Source organism: Streptomyces sp. NPDC059373, assembly GCF_042751495.1.
GTDB lineage: Bacteria > Actinomycetota > Actinomycetes > Streptomycetales > Streptomycetaceae > Actinacidiphila.
Window position 1 is genome coordinate 46,165 of the sequence record NZ_JBHYXC010000030.1, and the last position, 23,946, is coordinate 70,110.

The 23,946-nt window shown below is 72.1% G+C and carries 24 protein-coding genes and 1 pseudogene; 11 read left to right on the forward strand and 14 right to left on the reverse strand.

Going from position 1 to position 23,946, the window contains the following annotated elements:
* Positions 1-2: 2 nt before the first annotated feature.
* Positions 3-827 (reverse strand): SDR family NAD(P)-dependent oxidoreductase, encoded by an 825-nt coding sequence (locus ACFXJ5_RS30465; protein ID WP_384638018.1) that lies wholly within the window; start codon positions 825-827, stop codon positions 3-5.
* Positions 828-1,009: 182 nt separating this feature from the next.
* Between ACFXJ5_RS30465 and ACFXJ5_RS30470 the strand changes: the two genes are divergently transcribed.
* Positions 1,010-2,389 (forward strand): hypothetical protein, encoded by a 1,380-nt coding sequence (locus ACFXJ5_RS30470; RefSeq protein WP_384638021.1) that lies wholly within the window; start codon positions 1,010-1,012, stop codon positions 2,387-2,389.
* Here the strand turns inward: ACFXJ5_RS30470 and ACFXJ5_RS30475 are convergent.
* Complete coding sequence (locus ACFXJ5_RS30475) at positions 2,364-2,894, reverse strand: nuclear transport factor 2 family protein (protein WP_384638023.1); 531 nt, start codon at positions 2,892-2,894, stop codon at positions 2,364-2,366. The two genes, ACFXJ5_RS30470 and ACFXJ5_RS30475, sit on opposite strands and share 26 nt — an antisense overlap.
* A gap of 115 nt (positions 2,895-3,009) precedes the next feature.
* On the opposite strand from ACFXJ5_RS30475, the gene ACFXJ5_RS30480 reads away from it, so the two are divergent.
* Positions 3,010-3,606: a carboxymuconolactone decarboxylase family protein gene (locus ACFXJ5_RS30480; RefSeq protein WP_384638026.1), complete on the forward strand. Its 597-nt coding sequence runs from the start codon at positions 3,010-3,012 to the stop codon at positions 3,604-3,606.
* A 12-nt stretch (positions 3,607-3,618) separates the two neighbouring features.
* Positions 3,619-4,101, forward strand: coding sequence for a GNAT family N-acetyltransferase (locus ACFXJ5_RS30485; protein WP_384638029.1), 483 nt, complete (start codon positions 3,619-3,621; stop codon positions 4,099-4,101).
* A gap of 278 nt (positions 4,102-4,379) precedes the next feature.
* Here the strand turns inward: ACFXJ5_RS30485 and ACFXJ5_RS30490 are convergent, their stop codons facing one another.
* On the reverse strand, positions 4,380-4,904 hold the full coding sequence (locus ACFXJ5_RS30490; protein WP_384638032.1) for a MarR family winged helix-turn-helix transcriptional regulator: 525 nt from the start codon (positions 4,902-4,904) through the stop codon (positions 4,380-4,382).
* A 112-nt stretch (positions 4,905-5,016) separates the two neighbouring features.
* Here ACFXJ5_RS30490 and ACFXJ5_RS30495 point away from each other — a divergent pair, with 112 nt between their 5' ends.
* Genes ACFXJ5_RS30495 through ACFXJ5_RS30505 form a run of 3 tightly spaced genes read left to right on the forward strand, consistent with a single transcriptional unit; the run spans position 5,017 to position 6,757 of the window.
* Complete coding sequence (locus ACFXJ5_RS30495) at positions 5,017-5,466, forward strand: hypothetical protein (protein WP_384638035.1); 450 nt, start codon at positions 5,017-5,019, stop codon at positions 5,464-5,466.
* Position 5,467: 1 nt separating this feature from the next.
* Positions 5,468-5,875 carry a nuclear transport factor 2 family protein gene (locus ACFXJ5_RS30500; RefSeq protein ID WP_384638038.1) on the forward strand — a complete coding sequence of 136 codons (408 nt, stop codon included), beginning with the start codon at positions 5,468-5,470 and terminating at the stop codon, positions 5,873-5,875.
* A 3-nt stretch (positions 5,876-5,878) separates the two neighbouring features.
* A complete protein-coding gene (locus tag ACFXJ5_RS30505; protein ID WP_384638119.1) occupies positions 5,879-6,757 on the forward strand; it encodes a haloalkane dehalogenase in 879 nt (292 codons plus the stop codon).
* Positions 6,758-6,926: 169 nt separating this feature from the next.
* Here the strand turns inward: ACFXJ5_RS30505 and ACFXJ5_RS30510 are convergent, their stop codons facing one another.
* Positions 6,927-7,889 carry a helix-turn-helix transcriptional regulator gene (locus ACFXJ5_RS30510; protein ID WP_384638040.1) on the reverse strand — a complete coding sequence of 321 codons (963 nt, stop codon included), beginning with the start codon at positions 7,887-7,889 and terminating at the stop codon, positions 6,927-6,929.
* 59 nt (positions 7,890-7,948) lie between these two features.
* Here ACFXJ5_RS30510 and ACFXJ5_RS30515 point away from each other — a divergent pair, with 59 nt between their 5' ends.
* Together ACFXJ5_RS30515 and ACFXJ5_RS30520 are read left to right on the forward strand one after the other, a co-directional pair.
* Positions 7,949-8,500, forward strand: coding sequence for a DinB family protein (locus ACFXJ5_RS30515; RefSeq protein WP_384638044.1), 552 nt, complete (start codon positions 7,949-7,951; stop codon positions 8,498-8,500).
* Between the two features lie 34 nt (positions 8,501-8,534).
* Positions 8,535-9,149 (forward strand): GNAT family N-acetyltransferase, encoded by a 615-nt coding sequence (locus tag ACFXJ5_RS30520; protein ID WP_384638047.1) that lies wholly within the window; start codon positions 8,535-8,537, stop codon positions 9,147-9,149.
* Between the two features lie 9 nt (positions 9,150-9,158).
* On the opposite strand, the gene ACFXJ5_RS30525 is transcribed toward ACFXJ5_RS30520, so the two are convergent.
* Both ACFXJ5_RS30525 and ACFXJ5_RS30530 read right to left on the reverse strand, forming a co-directional pair.
* Positions 9,159-10,367, reverse strand: coding sequence for an MFS transporter (locus ACFXJ5_RS30525; protein WP_384638050.1), 1,209 nt, complete (start codon positions 10,365-10,367; stop codon positions 9,159-9,161).
* A 42-nt stretch (positions 10,368-10,409) separates the two neighbouring features.
* Positions 10,410-11,132 (reverse strand): phosphatase PAP2 family protein, encoded by a 723-nt coding sequence (locus ACFXJ5_RS30530; protein WP_384638052.1) that lies wholly within the window; start codon positions 11,130-11,132, stop codon positions 10,410-10,412.
* 230 nt (positions 11,133-11,362) lie between these two features.
* Between ACFXJ5_RS30530 and ACFXJ5_RS30535 the strand changes: the two genes are divergently transcribed.
* A complete protein-coding gene (locus tag ACFXJ5_RS30535) occupies positions 11,363-12,019 on the forward strand; it encodes a DedA family protein (RefSeq protein ID WP_384638055.1) in 657 nt (218 codons plus the stop codon).
* A gap of 1 nt (position 12,020) precedes the next feature.
* Here the strand turns inward: ACFXJ5_RS30535 and efeB are convergent, their stop codons facing one another.
* From efeB to ACFXJ5_RS30550, 3 genes are all read right to left on the reverse strand, one after another.
* Positions 12,021-13,259, reverse strand: coding sequence for an iron uptake transporter deferrochelatase/peroxidase subunit (efeB, locus tag ACFXJ5_RS30540; protein WP_384638058.1), 1,239 nt, complete (start codon positions 13,257-13,259; stop codon positions 12,021-12,023).
* Between the two features lie 43 nt (positions 13,260-13,302).
* Complete coding sequence (efeU, locus tag ACFXJ5_RS30545; protein ID WP_384638061.1) at positions 13,303-15,351, reverse strand: iron uptake transporter permease EfeU; 2,049 nt, start codon at positions 15,349-15,351, stop codon at positions 13,303-13,305.
* 401 nt (positions 15,352-15,752) lie between these two features.
* Entirely contained in the window at positions 15,753-16,157 is a 405-nt protein-coding gene (locus ACFXJ5_RS30550; RefSeq protein WP_384638063.1) for a DUF5997 family protein, read from the reverse strand.
* 58 nt (positions 16,158-16,215) lie between these two features.
* On the opposite strand from ACFXJ5_RS30550, the gene ACFXJ5_RS30555 reads away from it, so the two are divergent.
* On the forward strand, positions 16,216-16,974 hold the full coding sequence (locus tag ACFXJ5_RS30555; protein ID WP_384638066.1) for a LysR family substrate-binding domain-containing protein: 759 nt from the start codon (positions 16,216-16,218) through the stop codon (positions 16,972-16,974).
* 60 nt (positions 16,975-17,034) lie between these two features.
* Here the strand turns inward: ACFXJ5_RS30555 and ACFXJ5_RS30560 are convergent, their stop codons facing one another.
* From ACFXJ5_RS30560 to ACFXJ5_RS30575, 4 genes are all read right to left on the reverse strand, one after another.
* Positions 17,035-18,003, reverse strand: coding sequence for an electron transfer flavoprotein subunit alpha/FixB family protein (locus ACFXJ5_RS30560; protein WP_384638069.1), 969 nt, complete (start codon positions 18,001-18,003; stop codon positions 17,035-17,037).
* 58 nt (positions 18,004-18,061) lie between these two features.
* Positions 18,062-18,847 carry an electron transfer flavoprotein subunit beta/FixA family protein gene (locus ACFXJ5_RS30565; RefSeq protein ID WP_384638072.1) on the reverse strand — a complete coding sequence of 262 codons (786 nt, stop codon included), beginning with the start codon at positions 18,845-18,847 and terminating at the stop codon, positions 18,062-18,064.
* A 251-nt stretch (positions 18,848-19,098) separates the two neighbouring features.
* Positions 19,099-20,526, reverse strand: coding sequence for an amidohydrolase family protein (locus ACFXJ5_RS30570; protein ID WP_384638075.1), 1,428 nt, complete (start codon positions 20,524-20,526; stop codon positions 19,099-19,101).
* Entirely contained in the window at positions 20,523-21,821 is a 1,299-nt protein-coding gene (locus ACFXJ5_RS30575; RefSeq protein ID WP_384638078.1) for a CoA transferase, read from the reverse strand. Before ACFXJ5_RS30575 ends, ACFXJ5_RS30570 begins: the two co-directional genes overlap by 4 nt.
* Positions 21,822-21,840: 19 nt before the next feature.
* Here ACFXJ5_RS30575 and ACFXJ5_RS30580 point away from each other — a divergent pair, with 19 nt between their 5' ends.
* Complete coding sequence (locus ACFXJ5_RS30580) at positions 21,841-23,169, forward strand: enoyl-CoA hydratase/isomerase family protein (protein WP_384638081.1); 1,329 nt, start codon at positions 21,841-21,843, stop codon at positions 23,167-23,169.
* 407 nt (positions 23,170-23,576) lie between these two features.
* On the opposite strand, the pseudogene ACFXJ5_RS30585 reads toward ACFXJ5_RS30580, so the two are convergent.
* Positions 23,577-23,882, reverse strand: a pseudogene (locus tag ACFXJ5_RS30585) (VOC family protein); the annotation flags it as partial.
* Positions 23,883-23,946 lie beyond the last annotated feature (64 nt).

The window sequence follows — 23,946 nt, forward strand, 5'->3', positions numbered from 1 at the left end:
GTTCAGTCACAGCGGGCCGTCATTCCGCCGTCCACCACGATCTCGGTGCCGGTGACGAACCGGGCCTCGTCCGAGGCCAGGAACAGCGCGGCGTAGGCGGTGTCGCGGCCGTCGCCCATGAAGCCGAGCGGGATCCGCGCCTGGCGCTGCGCCAGCAGCTTCTCCACGTCACCGCCTGCGCGCTGCCCGGCGAGGCGGGCCTCGACCATCGGGGTGTGCAGCTGCCCGGGGACCACGGTGTTGACCCGGATGCCGTGCGGGGCGTACTCGACGGCGGTGACCCGGGAGAGCTGGATGACGGCCGCCTTGGCCGCCGCGTAGCCCACCTGGGCGGCGCCGGTCCAGCGCAGCCCGGACGCGGACGCGGTGTTGACGATGGCGCCGCCGCCGGTGCGCCGCATGGCCGGGATCGCGTGCTTGCAGGCCAGGAAGGCGCTGGTCAGGTTGGTACGGAGCTGGCTCTCCCAGTCCTCCAGGCTCAGCTCGACCGCCCCGCCGGCCCGGGAGCCGCCGACGTTGTTGACCAGGATGTCGATCCGGCCGGTCTGGCGCTCGGCGGCCTCGAAGCAGGCCTGGACGGCGGCCGGTTCGGTCACATCCAGCAGGCGGGTGTGGGCGGTGCCGCCCTCCTCGCGGATCTGCTTGGCCGTGATCTCCAGCGAGCTCTCGTCGCGGTCGGTCAGGAACACGGTCGCACCCTCGCGGGCGAAGATCACGGCGGTGGCGCGGCCATTGCCCCAGCCGGGGCCGACACTGCCGGCTCCGCTGATGACGGCGACCCTGCCCGCCAGCCGGCCACGCCCCGGATCGGGCACGTCTTGGGTCACGGTGGTCTCCCTCGGTCGGATCGGATCCAGCTGTCGACAGTTTCACCGAGTGTCGACAGAAAGTAAACAACGTGAGGTGAAATGCGGTCGCGGGGCGGAATCATTGCCATCAGTGTCGACACAATGCTTGGATGGAGAATCAACGGGGACAACGAGGTCGCAGAGATACGCCCGGAGGGCTCATGGACAAGCCGGCAGTGTTCACCGAAGAGGAGATCGCCCGCTTCCGGGCCGAGCTGGCCGCGAAGCGCGCCCCCGGCGCCTACGAGCCCGGCCGTTGGTCGGTCAGCGCGCTCAACCGGCAGCCGGAGGTGACCGGCTCCCTGCCGGAGTCCGTACGACTGCGCGACGCCACCCTGCGCTCGGTCGAGACGCTGCCCGGCGTGGTCGCCTCCGTCGAGGCCAAGGAGGCGTATCTGCGGCAGCTCGTCGGGGCCGGCGTCGGCGAGGTCGTCACCGCCGGACTCGCAGGGCGCGACGACAAGGCGCTGCGCGCCGAGGTCGACGTCATCAAGGGCGAGGCGCCCGACTGCCGGGCGGTGTGCCCGCTGCTGCGTACGACCCAGGACATCGACCGCGCCGCCGACGCCGGTTACGACGCCGTCCAGATCTGGGTGCAGGGCTTCGGCGAGACCTCGCTGATCTACCAGCCCGCCGCCTACCAGCAGGCCTGGAAGGGCGAGGACTGGCGCACCCCGCAAACCCCGCGCAGCCGCGCCGACGTGCTCGCCCGCGCGGTCCCGCTCATCCGGCACGCACGCTCCCGGGGCCTCGGGGTGATCGTGCCGATGCTGATGGTCTCGTACCTCACCGACGAGGTCCTGGAGGAGTCCGTGGCCGCGCTCACCGGCGCCGGCGCCACCGAACTCACCCTGTTCGACGGCCCCGGCGCCATGAGCCCCGAGGCGTACGGTCACCTGGTCCGCCGTACGAAGGAGCTGGCCCCCGGCGGCTGCGACGTAGGCCTCCACCCGCACAACACCTTCGGCCTGGCGGTCGGTTGCGCGGTCAGCGCCGCCCGGGCCGGCGCCGACGTCATCGAGCTGTCCGTCAACGGCTACTGCGGCGGCCCCGGCAACGCCGACCTCGCCGCGACCGCCGTCGCCTTCGAGGCCCTGTACGGCGTCCGCACCGGCATCCGTACGGAGCGGCTCACGGCGCTGGCCCGCGCCGGCGAGGCCCTGACCGGCTACCACCTCGCCTGGAACCACCCGGTGACCGGCACCAGCGCCTTCTCCTGGGGCGGCATGGACCTCATCACCCAGGAGACGACGGTCGACCCGCTGCTCCACAACTGCCTCGAGCCCACCTTCGTCGGCAACGAGCGCAAGGTCCCCTTCACCCCCGACAGCGGCCCCTACACCCTCGCCGACAAGCTCCACGCCCTCGGTGTCGACACTACGACGGACCAGCTCGACGAGGTGCTGCGGAGGGCACGCGACCTCATGGCCCGCGAGGGGCGCCTGCTCGGCGACGCCGACCTGGCGGCGCTGGCGGAGGAGGTGGCGGAGGTGTCCGGGGAGGTGTCCGGGGAGGTCACTTCGCGCCCGCCGTCGGCTTGACGCCCGCGTACGCGTCCATGCCGATGAAGAACGCCGAGAAGCGCCAACACCTGTCGTCCTCGCGGCGCGAGCGGGCGTCGTAGATGACGCTGGCGCCCAGGCGCAGTCCGTCGGCGGCGACCGTCACCACGCCGAAGGCGATCGCGGCGGCGGTCCCCGCCGTCAGGTCGAGTTCGTCGACCAGCACATTGCTGATCAGATGCCGCCGCTGATCGCCCTGCTCGGCGATGATGCGGCCCAGCCTGTCGCAGATCTCGGCCCGCCCCTCGAACCGGGTGAACGACTCGGCCCGCCCCTCGGCCACCTCGAAAACGGCGTCCTGCGTGAAGCAGCTGCCGATCACCTCGATCCGCGCCTCGTCGTGCGCGATGCCGAACCGGTAGAAGGCGTCGGCGATCCCGGCCCGCGCGGCCAGCCCCTCGGGGCTGAAGTCGGCGGGCTCCAGCGGACACATGGCGACCCGGCCCTGACGGTGGGCCCAGGCCTGCGGTGGTTGCGACGGCATGAAGCACGCTCCTCGATAGTGTCGACAGAATTACCCAGCAGGCTGCTATTTTTGTCAGATCACCAGGATTTTGTCGACACTTCACGGTCGGCTCGCGAGAATGAGGATCGCCACGATGTCCCCCAGCCGTCTGCCTCTCCTCCATCCCGACGCGCTCGACGCCGAACAACGCGCCCTCTACGAGGAGATCACCGGCGGCCCCCGCGCCGACGGCCCCCAGCTCTTCGCCCTCACCGATGCGGAAGGCCGGCTCAACGGCCCCTTCAACGCGATGCTGTTCAGCCCCCGGCTCGGCCGGGCCCTCCAGTCCCTCGGCTCGGCGATCCGTTACGGGACCGACCTGCCGCCGCGCATGCGGGAGATGGCCATCCTCGTCGTCGCCACCGCCTGGGACAGCGACTTCGAGCGCTACGCCCACGAACCCGTCGGCAAAGCCGCAGGCCTCACCGACGCCGAACTCCTCGCCCTCCGCGAAGGCACCGACCCCCGCCTCACCGACCCCGCCGAACACGCCGCCTGGTCCGCCGCCCACGCCCTCGCCCGCCCGGACCGCCTCGACGACGCCTGGTACACGGCCGCCCGGGACGCCCTCGGCGAGCGCACCCTCTTCGAGCTCTCCACCCTGGTCGGCTACTACGCCACCCTCGCCCTGCAGTTGCGCCTGTTCGACATCCCGGCACCGGCGTCGACGCCTGGGCCCATCCATGGCTGAGATACTCCAGCCATGGATGAGCGCGCGAGGCCGGCCGGCACGCAGTCGGGGTGGTTGCTGCGTGCCACGGAGCCGGCCGACATCGAGGTGATCGCTGAACTGCGGGCGACGGTGATGCGGGCGGACCTCGAGCGTCTGGGCCGTTTCGACGAGCGACGCGTACGGCAGCGCCTGCGGGACTCCCTCTCCCCGCGGTACACGTCGATCATCGAGATCGACCGTGCCATCGCGGGGTGCGTCACCCTGCGGCCCGCCCAGGACGGCTGGTGGCTGGAGCACTTCTACCTCGCGCCGCACCATCAGGGCCGGGGCCTCGGCTCGGCCGTCCTGCGCGCGGTGCTCACCCCAGTCGACACCCAGGGTGTGAGCATCCGCCTGAACGTCCTGCAGGGCAGTGCCGCCCGGCGGTTGTACGAGCGCCACGGGTTCGTGGTGGAAACCCAGGACCCGATCGACGTCTTCATGGTGCGCCCACCGGGTCCGCCGGCGCTGTGACGGAACAGGGGGAGAGGCCGCCACGTCGCGGACCATGCCGAACTGCGCACCGACGTCCGGAGCGCCCTGGAGCGGGCCGGGTACTCCACCGTCCGCACGGTCCTGGAGGCACGGGAGTACACCCTCCTGCAGATCTCTGGGATCGGTGCGCAGAGCGCGCGTCAGGCGATCGCGGCCGCCCGGAAGGCGCAGTAGTCGGCGAACGTGGGGTTCGTGACCGTCGGGTCGACCATGTGAACAACGCCGGGCCATGACCACGTTGCCCACCCTCCGACCCTTCAGGCGAGCGGCGGCGCTCCCGTGGTGTCGCCCTTATCCTTCAGCGAAAGGTGGTCCAGAAGGCGCGTCAGGAAGCCGGTGAACTGGTCGCGTTCGGGTGGGGTCAGGGGCGCGAGCACGTCGTCCTGGATCTCGGCGACCAGCTTGTCGAGCCGGCGCAGGTGGTGACGGCCCTGCTGGGTGATGGTGATGACGTTGCGGCGGCGGTCGTCGGGATCGGGCGTGCGCTCGACGTGGCCGCGGTCGGCCAGTTCGTTGATGACGGCGACCAGGTCGCTGCGGTAGATGCCGGTGCGGCGGCTCAGCGTCGACTGGCTCGCCGCGCCGGACTCCCGCAGCGCCACCAGCACGGCGTAGTGCCATTTACGGGCGTCCGCGCCGGCCAGCCCCTCGTTCACCAGGCGGTCGGCGTGCATCGCGGTGTGTGCCAGCAGACGGCTCGGCATGCTCTGCAGCCAGGCGGCCGTCGGCCTGCCGTCCCCGCTGTCGTCCATGGCGTCGGTCGTGTCGTCGGCGGTGCTCATGCCGGTGATCCTACCCGTTGCGTTAGTCGCCCTAACGATATACGGTCGGTAGTGGCATAAACATTAGTGCTGCGAACGTTAGAAGGACTATCGGATCCATGGAGGAGTAGTCGTGACCACCACTGCCCCCGCCCCGGCCCTCAACCCGCAGATCGTCGGTCAGGCCGAGAAGGCCCACAAGCCGGTCCTGGATCGCATCCTGGCCCGGACCGGCACCACCATGAACCAATGGGTGGCGCTCAAGTTCACCGCCGTCAGCGGCGGCAGCGCCGACCGCGACCAGCTCGGCAGCGCGATCGCCGGCGCCTTGCAGATCGACGACTCGGCGGCGCTCGCGGCCGTCACCGAGTTGACCACCGCCGAGCTGCTGAAGCACCTGCCCGGGGAGGGGGCGTCCCGTCTCGGGTTCACCGACGCCGGCCAGGCGCTCTTCCGGCAGATCAGCAGCGCCGTCGACGAGGTCGTCACCCGGGTCTACGCGGACATCCCCGCCGACGACCTGGCGACCGCGGGCCGCGTGCTGACCCTCGTCACCACCCGCCTCAACGCCGCGCGGACCTGAGATGACGACCCCGACCCCGACCCCGACCCCGGCCGAAGGCCTCGGCCCGCTCCAGGAGTTGGCGGACCGCGCCGACCTCGCCACCCTGCTCGCCCGTCAGGGCCTCTGGCTGGACGAGCAGCGCTTCGACGACGCCGGCACCGTCTTCACCGAGGACGCCACCGTCCACACCCAGGGCGGCCGGTCCCAAGGACTGCAGGCCATCACCGCCCAGGCACGCCGCATCCACGCCGACTTCGCCGCGATCCAGCACACCACGTCGGGCGTCCTCATCGACCTCGACGGCGACCGGGCCACGGTGCGGGCGAACCTGATCGCCGCCTTCGTCCGCGACACCGCCGCCCCTGAGCCCGCCGCCGTCCAGGTGACCCCGTTCTGGCGGCCCGGGGACCTCGCCACGCGGACCTGACACATCTCACGGAAGGACACCGCCATGCCGACGATCGACGTTCTCGACTCGACCATCCACTACCAGGAGAAGGGGAGTGGAACGCCTCTGGTCTTCCTGCACGGCAACCCCGGCTCCTCGTACCTGTGGCGCAACGTGCTTCCCCGCGTGGGGGAGGGGCGGCTGCTTGCACCCGATCTCATCGGGATGGGGCAGTCCGGCAAGCCCGACATCCCCTACAGCTTCGCCGACCAGGCCCGTTACCTCGACGCCTGGTTCGACGCCCTCGACCTGGACCAGGTCATCCTGATCGGCCACGACTGGGGCGGCGCGCTCGCCTTCGACCGGGCGGCCCGGCACCCCGAACGCGTACGCGGCATCGCCTTCCTGGAGACCATCGTCAAGCCGATGGCCTGGGAGGACCTGTCGCCCCAGGCGCGCCGGCGCTCCGAAATGGTTCTCGCTCCCGCCGGTGAGGACGCCCTTCTCGATCAGGACGTGCTGGTCAGGATGGCGTTCACCGGCGGTGGCGTACTCACCCCCGTGAACGAGGACGACCTGGAGGTCTACCTCTCCCCCTACTCGACCCGCGAGAGCCGGCGCCCCCTTCTCGCCTGGGCACGGCAGCTCCCGCTCGGCGGCGAGCCGGCCGAACTGGTCGCCCGCATCGAGGCGTACGACGCGTGGCTCGCGACCAGTACGAGCGTCCCCAAGCTGCTCATGACCTTCGAGGGCTCGCCCACACTGCTCCTGGGCAAGGAGATGGCCGACTGGTGCGAGACCCATATCGCCTCGCTTGAGACCGTCCCCTGCGGCGAGGCCGCGCACCACGCCCCGGAGGACCGCCCGGAAGAGATCGCAGCCGCGGTCTCCGCATGGGCCGACCGGCACGGGCTGCGCTAGACGCCAGTGGCCGTCCGGGGGTTCCGACCGGACGGCCACTCAGTCCGAGCGGGGGCGAAGGCCGGTGAGGTCAACGCCCGGGGCGACCTCGGCGGCGGCGCCGGCGAAACCGAACGGGGTCTTGATGCTTCGCCGCCGGGTGCGGGCCTCGATTCCTGGGAGGGCTCCGCTACGAGGGCTGGGCACTCGCCCGCAGCAGCCGTTGTCCGAGAACGTGCACGGCATCCCGTAGTTCCCGTGGCCTGACGATGCGGAACGGCGCCTTGACGGCCGAGAGTTGTTCGGCGTACCAGTCCGGTTCGTCGGTGGTGGCGACGAGGTGGGTGTGGTCCGCGTCGATCGCCTCGAGGCGGCCCAGGTTCCGCGGAATCCATTGGGCGACCATGGCGGCGGGAGCGTCGACGACGACCTCGACCTCGTACTTCCAGCCTTCGGCGAGGTGCTCTTCCAGCGTCTGCGTCGGGTCGAGACCAGCCGGAGGGATGAAGGTGTCCTGGAGAACGTCGACGGTGGCAACCCTGTCCACGCGGAGGACTCGTCTGGCGTTCTTCGCGTGCGACCAGCACAGCAGATACCACCGGCTGTGACGCACGACGACGGCCCACGGATCGACTTCCATGACCCGTTCCACTCCGGGCCCCCTTCGGTATCCGAGCCGCAGCCGGCGACGCGAGGCGCAGGACTGAACGAGGACGGCCGTCGTCTCGGGGCTGGGGCTCGCGGCGCCGGGATCCGGGCCGAGTGCGCTCACCTTCCGGACGGCCTCGGCCGGTTTGGCGACGGGATCGGGAAGAACGCGGATGATCTTGCCGAGGGCGCTCTCCACCGGGTCGGCCGCGTCAGCTGCGCTGCGACGTCCTTCCAGTACGGCCATGACGAGCCCCAGCGCCTCGGGGGTGGTGAACATCAGCGGCGGAAGCCGCAGACCACGCCCGACGCGGTAACCCCCGTAAGGGCCCCGGGTGGACTCGATCGGGACACCGGCCTCCCGCAGGATGCCGACGTACCGGCGGGCCGCCCGCTCGGAGACACCGAGCCCGTCCGCCAGCCGGTCCGCCGTGATGCCGGGGCTGTTCTGGATCAGCTCGAGGACCAGCAGCGTCCGGGCCGTTGGGCTCGTGTCGTGCACCATCAGCAATCACTCCGCATTCCGGAAGTGGATCGACCGGAATAGAGGTTAGCGTGCTCGCCATGAGTGACAACAACGAGTCGGTTCTCTCGGAACCTCCGGTCGCGGGCGACGAAACCGCGACCCTCCTGGGCTCCCTGGAGCGCCAGCGCGCGACCCTGGCGTGGAAGTGCGGGGGACTGGACGCGGCCGGCCTGAGGGCGACGGTCGGCAAGTCGTCGATGACCCTCGGCGGGCTGCTCAAGCACCTGGCCCTGGTCGAGGACGACTATTTCTCCGGGCGGCTGTTCGGGCGGCAGCCGAGTCCCCCGTGGGACACGGTGGACTGGGACGCCGACCCCGACTGGGAGTGGCGATCGGCGGCCGAGGACACCCCGGAGCAGCTGCTGACGCTCTGGCAGGACACCGTGGCCCGCTCCCGCTCCCTCGTTACGGAGGCGCTGGCCGACGGCGGCCTGGACCGGCTGGCCCAGCGTGGCCGGCCCGACGGCCGGGCACCCAGCCTGCGGCGCATTCTGATCGATCTGATCGAGGAGTACGCACGGCATGTCGGCCATGCCGACCTCATCCGGGAGTCGGTGGACGGGCTCGTAGGAGAGGACCCACCCCGGTGACCCCCGTGTCTCCCGGATTGCGATGATCTCAGCCATGACCCAGCAGATCACGGATTATCAGATCTCGATCGTCCCCGCCAACGAAGCGTCATGGGACGACCTGCGGACGATCTTCGGCACAACGGACTACCCGTCCAAGTGCCAGTGCCAGCGCTACAAGATCCGGGACTCCCACTGGGCCTCGGTCTCCGACGACGAACGCGCCGAGCGGCTGCGCGAACAGACCGGTTGCGGCGACGCCGGTGCTCCTTCGACGAGCGGCCTCGTCGCCTATCTGGACGGCGAGCCGGTCGGGTGGTGCGCGGTCGAGCCCCGAACGGCCTACCTCCGGCTGCTCCGTACCCGCGTCCCCTGGACCGGCCGGGAGGAGGACAAGACCGACGACAGCGTCTGGGCCGTGACCTGTTTCGTCACCCGCAAGTCCTTCCGCCGCCGCGGCATCACCTACGCGCTCGCACGCGCCACGGTCGATTTCGCGCGCGACCGCGGGGCTCGTGCGCTCGAGGCGTACCCGATGATCACACAGCCAGGAGTGGAGATCACCTGGGGGGAACTCCACGTCGGGAGCCGTGACGTGTTCGCCGACGCGGGGTTTACCGAGGTCAGCAAGCCCACGCTCAGGCGGGTCGTCATGCGGATCGACTTCTGACCGGGGCGGTCATGGCCGGGGATCGCCTGTGGCTGGAGTTGCCTTTCGACCACGGCTGCCCAGGGCGACGACCGGCGCGGCGGCGAGGAGCAGGGCCAGGGCGGCGTACCCGGCCGTGAGGGTCGCCGCCGTGGCGACGGCGGCGACCAGGAGCGGACCGCCCGCGTCGCCCAGTTCGCGGCCGAGCTCGGCGGCGCCCATCGTCTGGCCCATACGTTCCTCCGGGGTGGCCGCGGCCAGGGCGGCGAAGGCGACCGGGGTGACGACGCCGGTACCGGCACCGATGCCGACAGCGGCGAGCAGCACGCCGGCGAGCCCGGGCAGCATCGCCGCGGCCAGCCCGGCGGAGGTGAGGGCGAGCCCGGCGGTGATGCCGGTGGCGACGGTGATCCGTCCGGCGTCCAGGGCCCGGCCCGCCCGGGGCTGTACGAGGGCGGCGCAGGCGGCCAGTACGGAGACGGCGGCGCCGGTGGCGACCGGGCCCAGGCCTGCCGCCGCGCCGGACACGGGCAGGAAGCCGACACCGACCGACAACGCGGCCGTGGCGGCGGCCAGCGCGGCGGTCGGCCGCAGGAAGCTGCCCTCGCCCAGCCGGCGGGCCAGGTCGAGCACCGTCTGCCGGGCGCGGGGCAGCGGCGGCACGGCCGGGACCACCGCGAAGGCCCACGCCGCCACCGCCAGGGCCAGCACCGTCATGACGGCGAACAGCAGCCGCAGCCCGCCCAGCGCGATCACGGCGCCGCCCAGCAGCGGGCCCGCCGTATAGCCGACGCTCTTGAAGAAGCCGTACGAGCCGAACGCCCGGCCGCGCTTGCCCTGCGGATGCAGCCGGGCCACCAGCGCGGAGGCGGCCGGGGAGAACGCGGAGGCGGCCGCCCCCTGGCCGAGCCGCGCCGCCCACAACAGACCGGCGTTGTCGGCGACTACGAAGCAGACGGAGGCCGCCGCGAAGCCGAGCAGCCCGCCCAGCAGCACCGGCCGGGCACCCACCCGGTCCGCCAGCGTTCCGAACACCGGCTTGAGCAGCACCTCCGCGCCGTCGTACAGGGCGAGCAGCCCGCCCAGCACCAGCAGCGAGTCGGCATGCCCCTCGGTGTACCGGCCGAGGCTGGCGGCGATGCCGTGCGCGCCGAAGGCCGTGGTGAAGCCCGCCGCGTACAGCGGCCAGGTCCGCCACCGCGCTACGGCGTCGGCGTCGCCGGGTATCCGAGAGGTCACGGCTGCAGGTCCTCCGTACCGGGCCTGGGGGAACTGGGTCCCCTAATGGTGCGCTACGGAGGAGACCGCGCCGTCCTCTTCGGAGAGCGCGGCGGGCGGCTCAACGGGCCCGAAGCGGTCCAGGAAGGGGACCAGGTGCAGCCGGGGCAGCAGCCAGCCGTGCCAGATGCCGGTGAGGAAGAGGATCGTGGAGCCGCTGACCAGCACCGAGCCGAGGACGTCGATCGGGTAGTGCGCGCCGATGTACAGCCGGGAGAAGGCGATGAGCGCCACTGCGGCGACGCCGCCGAGAGCCGCAGGACGCTGCCAACGTGTGCCGCGGGCCAGGAAGTACGCGGCGACCACGGCGGAGACGGTGAAGGCGACGTGCCCGCTGGGGAAGCTGTTGGAGCCGATCTCCGGGTCCAGGGAGTAGACCGCCGGGGGGCGGTTGCGGGCGACGATCAGCTTGGCGATCTCCGAGCTGTTCCAGCCGACGGCGACCACCAGGAAGGTGGACACCGCGGCGACCGGGCGGTGGCTGCGCAGGAGCAGCCAGCCGCACCACAGCGCCAGGATGATCAGCCCGCCGACCGGGGACGCGATGTCGCTGACCCCGAGCATCAAGGTGTTCAGCCAGCCGGTGCGGGTGTCGGTCTGCAGTGCGCGGTCGAGGCGCAGTTCCTCGGGCTGGAGCAGGCTCGTGTGCGCGGCGACCAGCCCGAGGGCGATCGTCAGCGCGAACACGATGAGCGAGTTGCGCAGCCAGTGGCGCACTTGGGGCATGGAGTGGTCCTTACGCAGACGCGGCGGGCACTGGCGGCCGCCGCCCCGCGTTTGAACTCCTGCGGGGACCAGCCGATGACGTACGAGTGAACTCGCGACGACCGCCCGACCAAACTACTACACGCTGTAGATTCACGGTGAGCCCGTGCAGCGCCCGTGCAGTGCCCGTGCAGTGCCCGTGCAGCGCCCGCGCCCGTGCTCCACACGGTCCCGCGAAGGAGAGTGGAGGCATGAACGCGATCACTGACTGGCTGGCCGGACTGTCCGGCGCGGTGGTCTACGCCGTCGTCGCGGCCCTGGTCTTCTGCGAGGACGCCCTCTTCTTCGGCTTCGTACTCCCCGGGGAGACCGCCGTGGTCCTGGGCGGAGTCCTGGCCAGCCAGCACCATGTCTCCGTCTACTGGCTCGCCCTGTGCGTGGTGCTCGCGGCAATCGCCGGGGACTCCGTCGGTTACGAGATCGGCCACCGTTTCGGGCCCCGGATCCTGACCACCCGGCCCCTTCAGCGGCACCAGGGCCGCATCGCCGACGCCCAGGACCTGATCCGCCGCCGGGGACCGGTCGCGGTCTTCCTCGGCCGCTTCATCGCCTTCTTCCGCGCGATGATGCCCGCCCTGGCCGGCGCCTCGCACATGCCGTACCGCACGTTCCTGTTCTTCAACGCTCTGGGCGGCATCGCGTGGGGCGTCGGCTTCACCCTGCTGGGCTACTTCGCCGGTTCCGCCTATACCCAGGTCGAGCACACCGTCGGCCGGGTCCTCGCGCTCGTCCTGGCCGCCATCGTGATCGCCGCCCTGGTGGTCTGGCACTTTCGCCGGCGCCGCGCCCACCGGGAGCCCGGCGACGCCGGCAGCCGGCCGGCCGCCGGTGACCGCGACGCGTCCTGACTCAGCCGTTCAGGAGGGTGCGTCCCAGCCAGTCGGAGCTGTTCCTCACGCCGGGGAGGGCGAAGAAGTAGCCGCCGCCGGTGGGCGTGATGTAGTCGACCAGCGGCTCGTCTATGAGGCGCGTCTGGGTGGCCTCGAACTGCCGCTCCACGTCCTGCTGGTAGCAGCAGAAGGCCAGGCCCATGTCGAGGTTGCCGACCGTGTCGACGCCGCGGTCGTAGTTGTAGCCGCGGCGCAGGATGCGGTCGGCGTCGGTCTTGGCGGAGCGGGGGTTGGCGAGGCGGATGTGGGCGTCGAGGGGGATGGCCTCGCCCTTGGGGTCCTTGGCGTAGTGGGGGATGTCGGTTTCCTGCGCGCCGTCGAGCGGGGCGCCGGTGTCGCGGCGGCGGCCGATCATCTTCTCCTGCTCGGTGAGCGAGACCCGGTCCCAGAACTCGACGAGCATGCGGATGATGCGGATCACCTGGTAGCTGCCGCCGACCGCCCAGGACGGCTCGCCGGCGGCCTCGGTGACCCAGATCAGCTTGTCCATCTCGCGCGTCGAGCCGGTGTCGGGGTTGGCGATGCCGTCCTTGAAACCGAGGTAGTTGCGCTGGGCGCCGGTGGGGCGGGACGGGTTGGCGTGACCGTCGATCTTCCACTTGATCTGCATGCCGCCGCGGGTGTGCCGGGCGATGTCGCGCAGGGCGTGCACCACGGTGTCGGGGTGGGCGGCGCACAGCTGCAGGGAGAGGTCGCCGTGGCACTCGGCGGCGTCCAGGTCGTCGTTGGGGAAGGTACGCATCGGCTTGAGGCGGCGCGGCTTGCGGTCGGCGAGGCCGTAACGGTCGTCGAAGAGCGAGGACCCGACGCCGAGGGTGACGGTGAGGTCGTCGGCGGGCACGGTCGGGCCGAGTATGCCGTTGTCGGAGGGCGGTGCGCCGACGCCGAGGTCTGCGGGGGTGCCGCCGGCGGTCAGGAAGCGGGCGCGGCTGGTGATGGTGCGCAGCAGGTCGGCGAGTTCGTCGCGGTTGTCGGCGATGACGTCGAGGGAGACGAAAGCCGCCGCGGCCGGTGCGGGCGTGAGGATGCCGGCCTGGTGGGCGCCGTGGAAGGCAACCGTCCCGCTGCTGGTGGTGGCGGCGTCGGCGTGGGCGGGTGCGAGGACGGCTTCGGTGATGCCCGCGCCGAGGGCCGCGCCGGTGACGCCGACGCCGAGCGCCGTCTTGACGAAGGTGCGGCGGCCGGCGGGGCAGTTCATGGGGGCGGTCCTGTCCTGGGGGTGTCGGTCGGTCATGGCGTCGTCACGCGGCCTTGCGCACTTCGAGGAGGTCCGGGACGGGGGCCAGCGTCTCCAGGAGCTGCCCCACCGTGCCGTTGAGCTTCTGCCGGGTCTGCGGGTCCAGCTTCGACACGGCCGTCCAGGTGCCGTCCTCGGACCGCTGGGCGAGGACCAGCTTCTCGGTGCGTGCCATCCAGGTCGCGATGGTGCCGGGGAGCTGCGCGTCCCGCTTGACGAGGAGCGGGTGCAGGACGTCCAGGAGTTCCTGGGTGCCCTTCAGGTTGGCCTCGGTGGTGGCCAGGCCGGTTCCGCTGCCGTAGTCGGACTCGCCGGAGAGTTCGCGTACGAGGGCGTTCTCCAGGATCTCGTGGGCGCGCAGCGGCAGGTCGCCCGGGTCGAAGTCCTGCGTCGGGAAGTCCTTCTGCAGCGCGGCGACATCGGCGGTGAGCTGCTGGGCCGGCTTGGCCAGCGAGGCCGCCGACTCGCCGTGCCAGAGGCCGTACTCGAGGCGGTGGAAGCCGGTGAAGCCGGAGTCCGTCACCCCGTTCGCGAGGCCGGCGGTGCGGCCGTTGATCTTCTTGTCGTAGTCGCCGAAGGTGCCGTAGGCGGCGCCGAGCGAGGCGTACTGCTCATGCGCGGCCAGCCAGTCGGTGCGGGCCTTCGCAAGCTTGTCGGCGTCGACGTCGGCCTGCAGCGTCCTGGTGCGGGCCAGGAGCTCCGCGAGCCCCTTCTCCACGTAGGCCCGGTACGCGGCCAGTGGTGCGGCCAGGTCCTTCGTCGACACCGGGAGTACGGCTGCCGCGCTGCCGCCGCCGGTGACGCGGACGGCGGCCGAGGTCACGGCCTTGCCGCCGTTGGGAACGCAGCGCCAGGCGTAGCTTCCGGTGCCGATGGTGGCGACGAGCGAGCGGGTGGTACCGGGGGCGATGCCCTCGACCTCTCCGTAGACGGCGTTGGTGACCGGGTCGATGAGGTAGACCTCGGCGGTACGGCTGCCGGTGTTGCGTACCTGGAAGGTACGGCGTCCGGGGTCGGGGGCGCTGAAGCCCTTGCCGCAGTCGGCCGCCGAGACCGGGACGACCTGGCTGTCGGAAGCGGGCTTGCCGTCGCTCACGGCGACCACCGCGCCGGCGACCAGCGCGGGTACGGCCACGACGGCCACCGGCACGGTCCAGCGCGGCATCCGGCGCGGCGTCCGGCGTCCGGCTGTCGGTTCCGGCACGGGCGCCGGCGCGGCCGGAGCGGCCGGGGCTTCCTTCGGGGCGCGTACGCCGCGTACGAACAGCGTCATGACGACGGCCAGGTAGGCGACGTGAACGACCACCTGAAGCCAGGTCATCTGCGGGGTGAGGTTGAGCGTGCCCTGCACGAGCGTGACGTACCAGGACCCGGGGTCGAGATGGGCCGACAGGTCGAAGGCGTACGCGCCCTTACCCGGCAGCACCCCGGCTTCCTGGAGGTCGCGCATGCCGTAGCCGGCCACCCCGGAGGCGATGACGATCAGCACGGCGCCGGTGTAGGTGAAGAACCGGGTGAGGTTGATGTGCAGCACCCGCCGGTACAGGCCCCAGCACAGCCCCGCCGCGATCAGCAGCCCCGCCGCCGCGCCGGTCAGCGGGCCCGCCGACGCCCCGGCCGCCTGCGCCGTGGTCCACAGGAACAGCGCCGTCTCCAGCCCCTCCCGGCCCACCGCGAGGAACGAGGTGACGACCAGCACGCCCGCGCCCATGCCCAGCGCGGCGGTCACCTTCTGCTTGATCTCCCCGGAGAAGCTGCGGGCCGAGCGGCGCATCCAGAACACCATCGCGGTGACGAACACCACCGCGACCAGGCTCAGCGTGCCGCCGAAGGCCTCCTGCGCCGGCCCGGACAGGTTCGCCGCGGTGTAGGTGAGGATCGCGCCGAAGCTCATGGACAGCCCGATGGCGGCGGCGACGCCGGTCCACACGTGGGGCAACCGCGCCCGCTGGTCGGATCGTACGAGGGTGGCCACGAGCACCGAGACGATCAGCCCCGCTTCCAGGCCCTCACGCAGACCGATCAGGAAGCTGGGAAACGCGTTGTCCCACACCGCAGGCCTCTCTCCGTACAGCGATCACCACGGCCGGGAGCAGCCGCAGCGGACTTAGTGTAGGCACACCTAAGTCTCGGCTCGGAGGCGGGACAATCTTCTCGACTGGCTACCGGCGATCGGCGTCGACGGACCGGCCGTGCCGCGTTCGCGGGGATGCCGCCCGACGGCCCGATCGCGTGGGAAGTCCCTGGTCACGGCCTTGCGCCCGCAGAATCGGACGGGTCCGGCACGGCTGGGTTCCGCAGGCCGTCCCGACGTCCCGAGATAAGGATGAGGGGCGCCGGGGCCGACGAGGACTCAGCTTCCCGATACCAAACGCCGCGATGATCCTTACCGCCTCTTTACCGGATGTATGGCCTTACGGCCGGCCGGTAGGCGCCGGGGCAGCGGGAAACAGCTCAGGAACGCGGCCGGCGCGGTTCATCGCTCCGAGCGGCGTTCTTCTCCTTGATGCGCACCGCTTCTTTCCGGACCTCGGCCTGGGTGGCGCGTTCCTGCTGCAGCCACTCGGGACTGTCTGACTTCAACGCCTCGATCTGCTCCGTGGTGAGGGCTTCCGTGACCCCGCCACGCGCGAGACCCGACACGGAGACGCCCAGCTTCGCCGCGACCACCGGCCGGGGATGCGGACCGTTGCGTCGCAGCTCCTGCAGCCACTCGGGCGGATCGGCCTGCAGAGCATTCAGCTCGGTGCGCGAGACGACACCCTCCTGGAACTCGGCGGGCGTGGCCTCGAGGTACACACCCAGTTTCTTCGCCGCGGTTGCGGGCTTCATCGTCTGGGTGCTCTGGTGCGGCGTCATGGTGTCAAGAGTATCGAGCGTGTGCGCTACCTCCGACCACGCCCGGTAACCTGGCGGGGTGACAGGCTCGGAAGTCTCCCCTTCGTTCCGGCTCGCGTACGTCCCGGGCGTGACGCCCACCAAGTGGGTGCGGATCTGGAACGAGCGGCTGCCCGACGTCCCACTGACCCTCATCCCGGTGTCCGCCGCCGAAGCGTCCGATGTGCTGCGGGCCGGCGGCGCCGACGCGGGTTTCGTACGGTTGCCGATCGACCGGACGGACCTCAGCGCGATCCCCCTCTACACCGAGACGACGGTGGTCGTGGTCCCCAAGGACCACCTCGTGGCGGCGGTCGACGAGGTGTCCGCCGAGGATCTTGCCGACGAGCTCGTGCTGCATCCCCTCGACGACACCCTCGCATGGGAACGTCGGCCGGGACGGCCCGCGAACGAGCGCCCCGCCACGACGGCGGACGCCATCGAACTGGTCGCGGCAGGAGTGGGCCTCCTCGTCGTCCCCCAGTCGCTCGCCCGCCTGCACCACCGCAGGGACCTCACGTACCGGCCGGTCTCGGACGCCCCCGAGTCGCGCATCGCGCTGTCGTGGCTGGAGGACAAGACCACGGACCTGGTGGAGGAGTTCATCGGGATCGTCCGCGGGCGGACCGTCAACAGCTCGCGCGGCCGCCCGACCCCCCCACAGCCGAAGCGCAAGCGCCCCGCCCCGGCCGACCCCCAGCGGACCCCCACAGCCCGCAAGTCCACCGGCAAGAGCCCCCGGAGCGGTTCCGCCACCCCCAAAGCCGGCAAGCGCGGCAAGCCCCGCCGCCGGTCGTAGCCCCGGTCGCGGTGAGCCGGAGGGTGCCGTCGTCGGGGCCCTGTGCCGCGGCTACCGTGCTCAGCCCTTGCGGGCCTTGACCTCGGCGGTGAGCTGGGGCAGAACGTTGAAGAGGTCGCCGACGACGCCGAAGTCGGCGAGCTCGAAGATCGGGGCCTCGGCGTCCTTGTTGACGGCGACGATGGTTTTGGAGGTCTGCATGCCGGCGCGGTGCTGGATGGCGCCGGAGATGCCGTTGGCGATGTAGAGCTGGGGGGAGACCTGTTTGCCGGTCTGGCCGACCTGGTTGGTGTGGGGGTACCAGCCGGCGTCGACGGCGGCGCGGGAGGCGCCGACGGCCGCACCGAGCGAGTCGGCCAGCTCCTCGACCACGCCGAAGCCCTCGGCGGCACCCACCCCGCGGCCGCCGGAGACCACGATCGCGGCCTCGGTCAGCTCGGGGCGGCCGGTGGAGACCCGCGGGGTGCGGGAGGTCACCTTGGTACCGGTCGCGGTGGCCCCGAAGGCGACCTCCACGGTCTCGACCGCACCGGCGGCGGGGGCGGCCTCGGGGCTGGTCGCGTTCGGCTTGACCGTGATCACCGGCACCCCGCGGGAGACCCGCGAGGTGGTGGTGAAGGAGGCAGCGAACGCCGACTGGGTGGCGACCGGGCCGTCGTCGCCTGCGCTGACGTACACGGCATCGGTGATCACACCAGAGCCCAGGCGCAGCGCGAGGCGGGCGGCGATCTCCTTGCCCTCACCGGACGAGGTGACCAGCACGGCGGCCGGGGACGTGGCCTTGGCGATCTGCTCCAGGGCGTCCACCTTGGGGACGACCAGGTAGTCGCCGAACTCGGCGGCGTCGGCGGCGTACACCTTGGCGGCGCCGTACTCGCCGAGCTTGGCGGCGAGGTCGGCGGCGGCGGAACCGGCGCCGAGGAGGACGGCCGAGGGCTCGCCGATGCCGCGGGCCAGCGTCAGCAGTTCGAGGGTCGGCTTGCGGACGGCACCGTCCACGTGGTCGACGAGGACGAGGACTTCACCCATTGCTCAGCTCTCCAGAGTCGTTCAGGGTCATCAAGACGCGTTGGTGATCGTCACGGCACTAGATGAACTTCTGCGAGGCCAGGAACTCGGCCAGGGCCTTGCCGCCCTCGCCCTCGTCCTTGACGATCGTGCCGGCGGTGCGGGCCGGGCGGGCGGCGACGCTGGTGACGGCCGTCCAGGATCCGATCAGGCCGACCTCGTCCGCCTCGATGCCGAGGTCGCCCAGGCCGAAGGTCTGCAACGGCTTCTTCTTGGCGGCCATGATGCCCTTGAAGGAGGGGTAGCGGGCCTCGCCGGACCGGTCGGTAACGGAGACCACGGCCGGCAGGGAGGCCTCGAGCAGCTCGGTGGCGCTGTCGCCGTCGCGGCGGCCTTTCACCGTGCCGCCCTCGACGCTGACCTCGGAGAGCAGGGTGACCTGCGGGACGCCCAGGCGCTCGGCGAGCAGGGCCGGGATGACGCCCATGGTTCCGTCGGTGGAGGCCATGCCACAGACGACCAGGTCGAAGCCGGCCTTCTCGATCGCCTTGGCGAGGATGGCGGAGGTGCCGATGACGTCGGTGCCGTGGATGTCGTCGTCGTTGACGTGGACGGCCTCGTCGGCGCCCATCGACAGGGCCTTGCGCAGGGCGTCCTTGGCGTCGTCGGGGCCGACCGTCAGGACGGTGACCTCGGCGTCGCCGGAGGCCTCGGCGATCTTCAGCGCCTGCTCGACGCCGTACTCGTCGAGCTCCGACAGCAGCCCGTCCACGGAATCCCGGTCGGTCGTGTTGTCGGCGGCGAAACGACGGTCACCGGTCGCGTCGGGCACGTACTTCACACAGACAGCGATCCTCAAGCTCACGGTTCAGGTTCCGTTCTGGTGGTCGGCGTCGGGCGATGACACAGGGGTCACCTCAGAGGTGGTAGGCAAAGCCGCCTGGGCAGCACCGCGCAGGACCACGATTTTTACATACGGTATCTCTTACCGCAATGCTTTCGATGCAGGTGTTGGACGGTGCCTGCGGCAGCAGTGGCGATCCCCTGACGGTAGCTACTACGGGAGCACCCCCCGGGCGGCGGCTCCTGGGCCTTCGCGCCCGCCGCGCTGCCGCGTCACACCACCCGTCGGCCGCCGACGAGGGCCAGCCTGACGAGCTGGGCATCCAGGCAGCCGAGCGCCTCTCCCAACGGGGCGTGCAGCAGCACCAGATCCGCTCGGGCTCCGGCGCGCACGCGGCGCGGCGGGTCGCCGGGCCGTTGCCCGGGGGAGAGGTAGCCGTCCAGTGCCTGCGCGGCGGTGAGCCGCTCCCCGGGGCCGACGACCGCGCCCGAGGGGGTGCGCCGCCGCACCGCCGCCCGCATGACCGCCCACGGGTCGAGCGGCCCGTACGGGGCGTCGCTGGACAGCCCCAGCGGCACGCCGGCCGCGCGCAGCGAGGCGCAGCGGTACAGGTCGTCGTGCTCGGACGCGGGGGTGCCGTGCAGGTAGTCGTCGCCGCGGTCGGCGAGGAAGCCCGGCTGGGTCACCACCCGCAGGCCGAGCCGGCGGATGGTCGGGATGACGTCGGTCGGCACCAGGGAGGCGTGTTCCAGCCGGTCCCCCGGCAGGCTGCCGGCCTCTTCGAGCGCGACCAGGAACAGCACCAGCGACTCGCGGGTCACGCAGTGCACGGCGACCGGCCGACGGGCCCGGTGCGCGGCGGCGACAGCCTCGACCAGCTCGTCGAGGGCGGGCAGCCCGGAGTCGGCAAGCACGATCTTCCAGGGGCCGGCCTCCGGCCGGTGCCGGCCGGGGCCGGGATCCGGCATGCCGCCAGGCCCCGGGGCGTCGCTGAGCGGCGCGCCCAGCAGCAGCACCCGCTGGGGCAGTTCGCCGCTCGCCGTCGCCGCCGAGATCGCCGCGACCGTGCCGGGGTCCAACTCCGGGCTCGCGTCGGTGACGGCCGTGACGCCGTAGCCGGCCAGCAGCCGGCCCAGCCCGGCCAACGAGGGCGGCCCGCCGCGCGGCAGCCGTGCGCGCAACCAGTCGTCGGCCCGCCACAGCCGGCCGGTCGGGCGCCCCTCGTCGTCCCTCTCGACACCGGGGTGGTCCGCGCTGTCGAGCCCGACGGCCTCGGCGGCACGGGAGTTGAGCACCCACAGCGCGCCGCTGCGGTGCTGCAGCCGGACCGGCAGGTCGTCGCGCAGCCGGTCCAGCCCGGCCGCATCCAGGTCTCCGGCGGTGGACTCGTGGTAGCGCACGCCTCTGATCCAGCCGTGCCCGTCCGGTGTCGCGTGCTGCAGCACCCGGGCGAGTCCCGCCGGGTCCCTGGTGGTGGCCGGGTCGCAGGGGGTGGACGCCAGATCGGCGGCGGTGGCGAACAGGTGCATGTGATGATCCGTCAACCCGGGCAGAAGCGTGCCGCCGTGTGCCTCCATCAGCTCCTCGGCCCGGTCCGCGCGCAGCAGGGACCGACCCAGCTCCAGCACCCGGCCGCGCCCGATCCGGACGTCGAGCAGCTCACCGTCCACCTCCGCGCCGCGGATCAGCAGGCCGTTCACGGTGCGGCGATCCCGAGCTGTCGCAGTACGGCACCGGTGTCGGCGCCCAGCCCGGGCGCGGCGGCGAGTGGGGTCCTGGCCACCGGCGCGGCGACCGGAACCCGTTCCGTCCCGGTGTCCACCGCCCAGCCGGTCCCGGCCCGCTCCACCCGCGCCCCGGGGGCGGTCCCCGCCGCTCCGTGCACGGTCGCCGCCACGACGTCCGCCATCGCGACGTCCCACAGCACCCCGCCGCCGCCCTCGGGCTCGGACAGGGCCAGCGCGGCGGCGGTCAGACCGGTGAGCGGGTCGGCGATCGCGTCCCCGCAGAAGACCGGCAGGCCCTGCCCGTCGCACGCCAGCAGGCCGCTCGCGGCGGCCACGTCGTCGCCGAAGCCGACCCGGTCCGAGGCCCGGCCGCAGGCGGTGATCGACACCCAGGTGCAGCCGCGCTCCACCTCGGCCAGGGCGTCCAGCCCGAACCCGGCCAGCGCCCGGGGACGGGACGCCTCGACGACGATGTCCGCCCTGCGCACCAGCGCGTGCATGGCGGTGCGACCGGCGGGGTCCGCCGGGTCGAGCGCGACCGAGCGGTGGCCGCCGTGCAGCAGGTCGTAGAACGGCCGGTTGCCCAGCCGGGCGCCGTCCGGACGTGAGGGGACCTCGACCTTCACCACGTCCGCGCCCGCCAGCCCGAGCAGTTGCGCGCACAGCGGACCGGCCCACAGCGCGCTGAAGTCCACCACCAGCAGCCCCTCCGCCGATCGCGGCCGGCCCGGCCTCGGCGGCTCGGCGCGACGGCCAGTGCCGCCTGCGTTGCCCGTGCCGTCCGCGTGTCGCGCGAGTGCCCGGACCGAGCCGGCGGCCAGACTCAGCAGCGTTGCCCGCTCGTCCAGCTCGGCACCGCTGTGCGCGGCCAGCCAGGCGGCCAGCCGCTGAGGCAACCGCTCGTCGAGGTCATGGCCGATCAGTGCGCTCCACAGCAGCGGGTCGTCCGGGCGGGCGGACGACACCGCCGCCCAGCCGTCCAGCGTCGGCAGCAGTCGGCAACTCCCGCCGACGGACAGCCGCCCCCGGCGGCTCCCGCCGGTGAGCGCCGCACGCTCGGCCAGCAGCCGCGCCCCGTCGATCCGGACGGGGTGTCGGGTGCCCGTGGTGGCCAGCTCGACGTGGTCGGCCATCCGACCGGCCCAGGAGGCGGCGTCGCCCGCAGGCACGATCGGTGGGCCGGTACTGTGGCCGGTCAGCGGCAGGACCCCGCTCCGCGCCCAGTCGCGCGCCGCGTCGGCGGGAGAGCCTGGAGAACAGCTGACCATGTCAGGATGCTAAGCCAGGATGATGTTGTCTCCGAGTGTGATCTCCGTGGAGGGGCTGGCCGCAGGGGCGGCCCACGCCCCCCTGCTCGCCGAGGGCGGTGTCGTCGTCGACCCGCTGCTGCTGGTCGACCTGGACCGGCCCTTCGGCAGTACGGCCGTTCTCCGCCGAGCCGTCGAGCGGGCCCAGGAGTGCGACCGCCTGCTCGTCGGCGTCACCCGGTCCGCCGCGCCCTCGGCCGCCCTGCCGGCCCCGCTGGCCGAGGCGCTGGACCTGACGCTGGCGCGGGCTGACGGCGCGGACCGCCGTCTGGTCGCCGTCGAGGACCCCGAGGCCGAGGCCGGCGCGCTGCAGGGCCATGCGTTCGACAATCCGGAGGCGGCCGTCGTCCTCGGCCAGATCCTGCGGACCGGACCGCGGCTCACCGTGCTCCAGGGGCTCGACGCGGAGTCGCTCGCCTACTCCACGCTGCTGGCCGGCAGCGGCTTCGCCCGCTGGCTGGCGGCACGTGGCGACCGGCCGGTGCCGCCGCCCGCGAAGGCCGAGACCGTGCTTGTCCGCCGTGACGGCGACACCCTCCACCTCACGCTGAACCGGCCCGAGCGGCGCAACGCCTACGGTCGGGAGCTGCGGGACGCGCTCGTCGCCGCGCTGGACGTGGCCCGCCTGGACCCGACGGTGGCCGACGTCGTCCTGGACGGCAACGGCCCCTCCTTCTGCTCGGGCGGGGACCTCGGCGAGTTCGGGGTCGCCACCGATCTGTCGACGGCGCACCTGGTGCGCACCCGTGGTGGCGCGGCCCGGTCGGTGCACGAGCTGCGGGGCCGGGTCACGGTGCGGGTGCACGGCAGCTGCGTCGGGGCCGGGATCGAGCTGCCGGCCTTCGCCTCCCGGATCGTCGCCGACCCCGGCACCGTGTTCCGGCTGCCGGAGCTGGGCATGGGGCTGATCCCCGGCGCGGGCGGCACGGTGAGCATCCCGCGCCGCATCGGCCGCTGGCGCACGCTCTACCTGGTGCTCAGCGGCTGCTCGCTCGATGCCGGGCAGGCCCTGCGCTGGGGCCTGGTCGACGAGGTCGAGCCGGTCGGCTTGCCGCGCATACCGTACGACCCGCGCCCGGCCCGGGTCAGGCCGGCAAGCAGGCGCTCACAAAGCGCCGCGGCGGATCGCGGTCAGGAGGCGAAGGGGTCGCCCGGGATCTCCTCGGTGGTGAAGAAGATCGGCGCTCCGTACGAGTCCTCGATGTCGGTGACCACCAGGTCGTCGCGGAGCCTGTCGGTACGGACGTTCTTGCGCTTCAGCCAGCTCTGGACCGAGTCGAGGTCCGTTACCTTGAACCGGAGGCTGTAGATCATGTTGCCCCACTTCGTCACATGGCGGCCCAGGTCGGAGTCATCCTCCAGCGGCTGCGCCAGCTGGAGCAGGCAGTCGCCGAGCTGCACCGTCTGGAACCGCGCCCCCAGGGCGTCGTCGACACCTTCCTGGACCGGGACGGCCTCCATCACGTCGACGTAGGTACTGACCGCCGACTCCAGGTCGCGAACGCCCAGGGTGACGTACAAGAAGCGCTCGATGGTGAGCGGGTGGGACCGCCACATCTTCACCTGGGACGACCAGGTCTCCAGGTCGCGCGGGTCGTTGGGCATGTCCATCTGGCACATCTCGACCATCAGGCCGGCGGTGTCGCGCGGGCTCGGGTAGAAGTACAGCGTCTCCGGGTCGAGCTTCTCGATCTTCCCGCCACCCGGCGCGCCGATGTACACGCCCTTGGCCAGCAGCCGCTCCGCGAGCCCCGGCAGGTCGTCGACCTTGTAGCCGACGGAGTGCAGGTGCTCGCCGAACTTGCTGTAGAACTTGCCGACCGGCTTGTTGACGTCGGCCGGCATCGCCGGTGCCATGGTCTCCACGCACACGTCGCCGACCATGAACAGCCCGGCGTACCGGTCCTCGATCGGCAGGTAGTTGGGCTCGTCGACACCGAGGAAGTGGAGCCCGCCGAACACGTCCTCGTAGAAGCGGTTCAGCTTCTCCACGTCGTCCGACATGTGAATGACATGGATCATCTGGCCGATGCCGTGGCTACCGGTCGTCTTCGCGTTCTTCTTCACGGAGGGGCTCCTCTTCCGA

Coding starts and splice junctions, on each gene's coding strand:
- ACFXJ5_RS30515 (WP_384638044.1), top strand. CDS start 7,949: ATGAGTGACAACAACGAGTCGGTTCTCTCGGAACCTCCGGTCGCGGGC.
- ACFXJ5_RS30475 (WP_384638023.1), bottom strand. CDS start 2,894: ATGCCGTCGCAACCACCGCAGGCCTGGGCCCACCGTCAGGGCCGGGTC.
- ACFXJ5_RS30560 (WP_384638069.1), bottom strand. CDS start 18,003: ATGGGTGAAGTCCTCGTCCTCGTCGACCACGTGGACGGTGCCGTCCGC.
- ACFXJ5_RS30485 (WP_384638029.1), top strand. CDS start 3,619: ATGGATGAGCGCGCGAGGCCGGCCGGCACGCAGTCGGGGTGGTTGCTG.
- ACFXJ5_RS30580 (WP_384638081.1), top strand. CDS start 21,841: ATGATGTTGTCTCCGAGTGTGATCTCCGTGGAGGGGCTGGCCGCAGGG.
- ACFXJ5_RS30500 (WP_384638038.1), top strand. CDS start 5,468: ATGACGACCCCGACCCCGACCCCGACCCCGGCCGAAGGCCTCGGCCCG.
- ACFXJ5_RS30575 (WP_384638078.1), bottom strand. CDS start 21,821: ATGGTCAGCTGTTCTCCAGGCTCTCCCGCCGACGCGGCGCGCGACTGG.
- ACFXJ5_RS30480 (WP_384638026.1), top strand. CDS start 3,010: ATGTCCCCCAGCCGTCTGCCTCTCCTCCATCCCGACGCGCTCGACGCC.
- efeB (WP_384638058.1), bottom strand. CDS start 13,259: ATGAACTGCCCCGCCGGCCGCCGCACCTTCGTCAAGACGGCGCTCGGC.
- ACFXJ5_RS30510 (WP_384638040.1), bottom strand. CDS start 7,889: ATGGTGCACGACACGAGCCCAACGGCCCGGACGCTGCTGGTCCTCGAG.
- ACFXJ5_RS30520 (WP_384638047.1), top strand. CDS start 8,535: ATGACCCAGCAGATCACGGATTATCAGATCTCGATCGTCCCCGCCAAC.
- ACFXJ5_RS30530 (WP_384638052.1), bottom strand. CDS start 11,132: ATGCCCCAAGTGCGCCACTGGCTGCGCAACTCGCTCATCGTGTTCGCG.
- ACFXJ5_RS30490 (WP_384638032.1), bottom strand. CDS start 4,904: ATGAGCACCGCCGACGACACGACCGACGCCATGGACGACAGCGGGGAC.
- ACFXJ5_RS30535 (WP_384638055.1), top strand. CDS start 11,363: ATGAACGCGATCACTGACTGGCTGGCCGGACTGTCCGGCGCGGTGGTC.
- ACFXJ5_RS30550 (WP_384638063.1), bottom strand. CDS start 16,157: ATGACGCCGCACCAGAGCACCCAGACGATGAAGCCCGCAACCGCGGCG.
- ACFXJ5_RS30470 (WP_384638021.1), top strand. CDS start 1,010: ATGGACAAGCCGGCAGTGTTCACCGAAGAGGAGATCGCCCGCTTCCGG.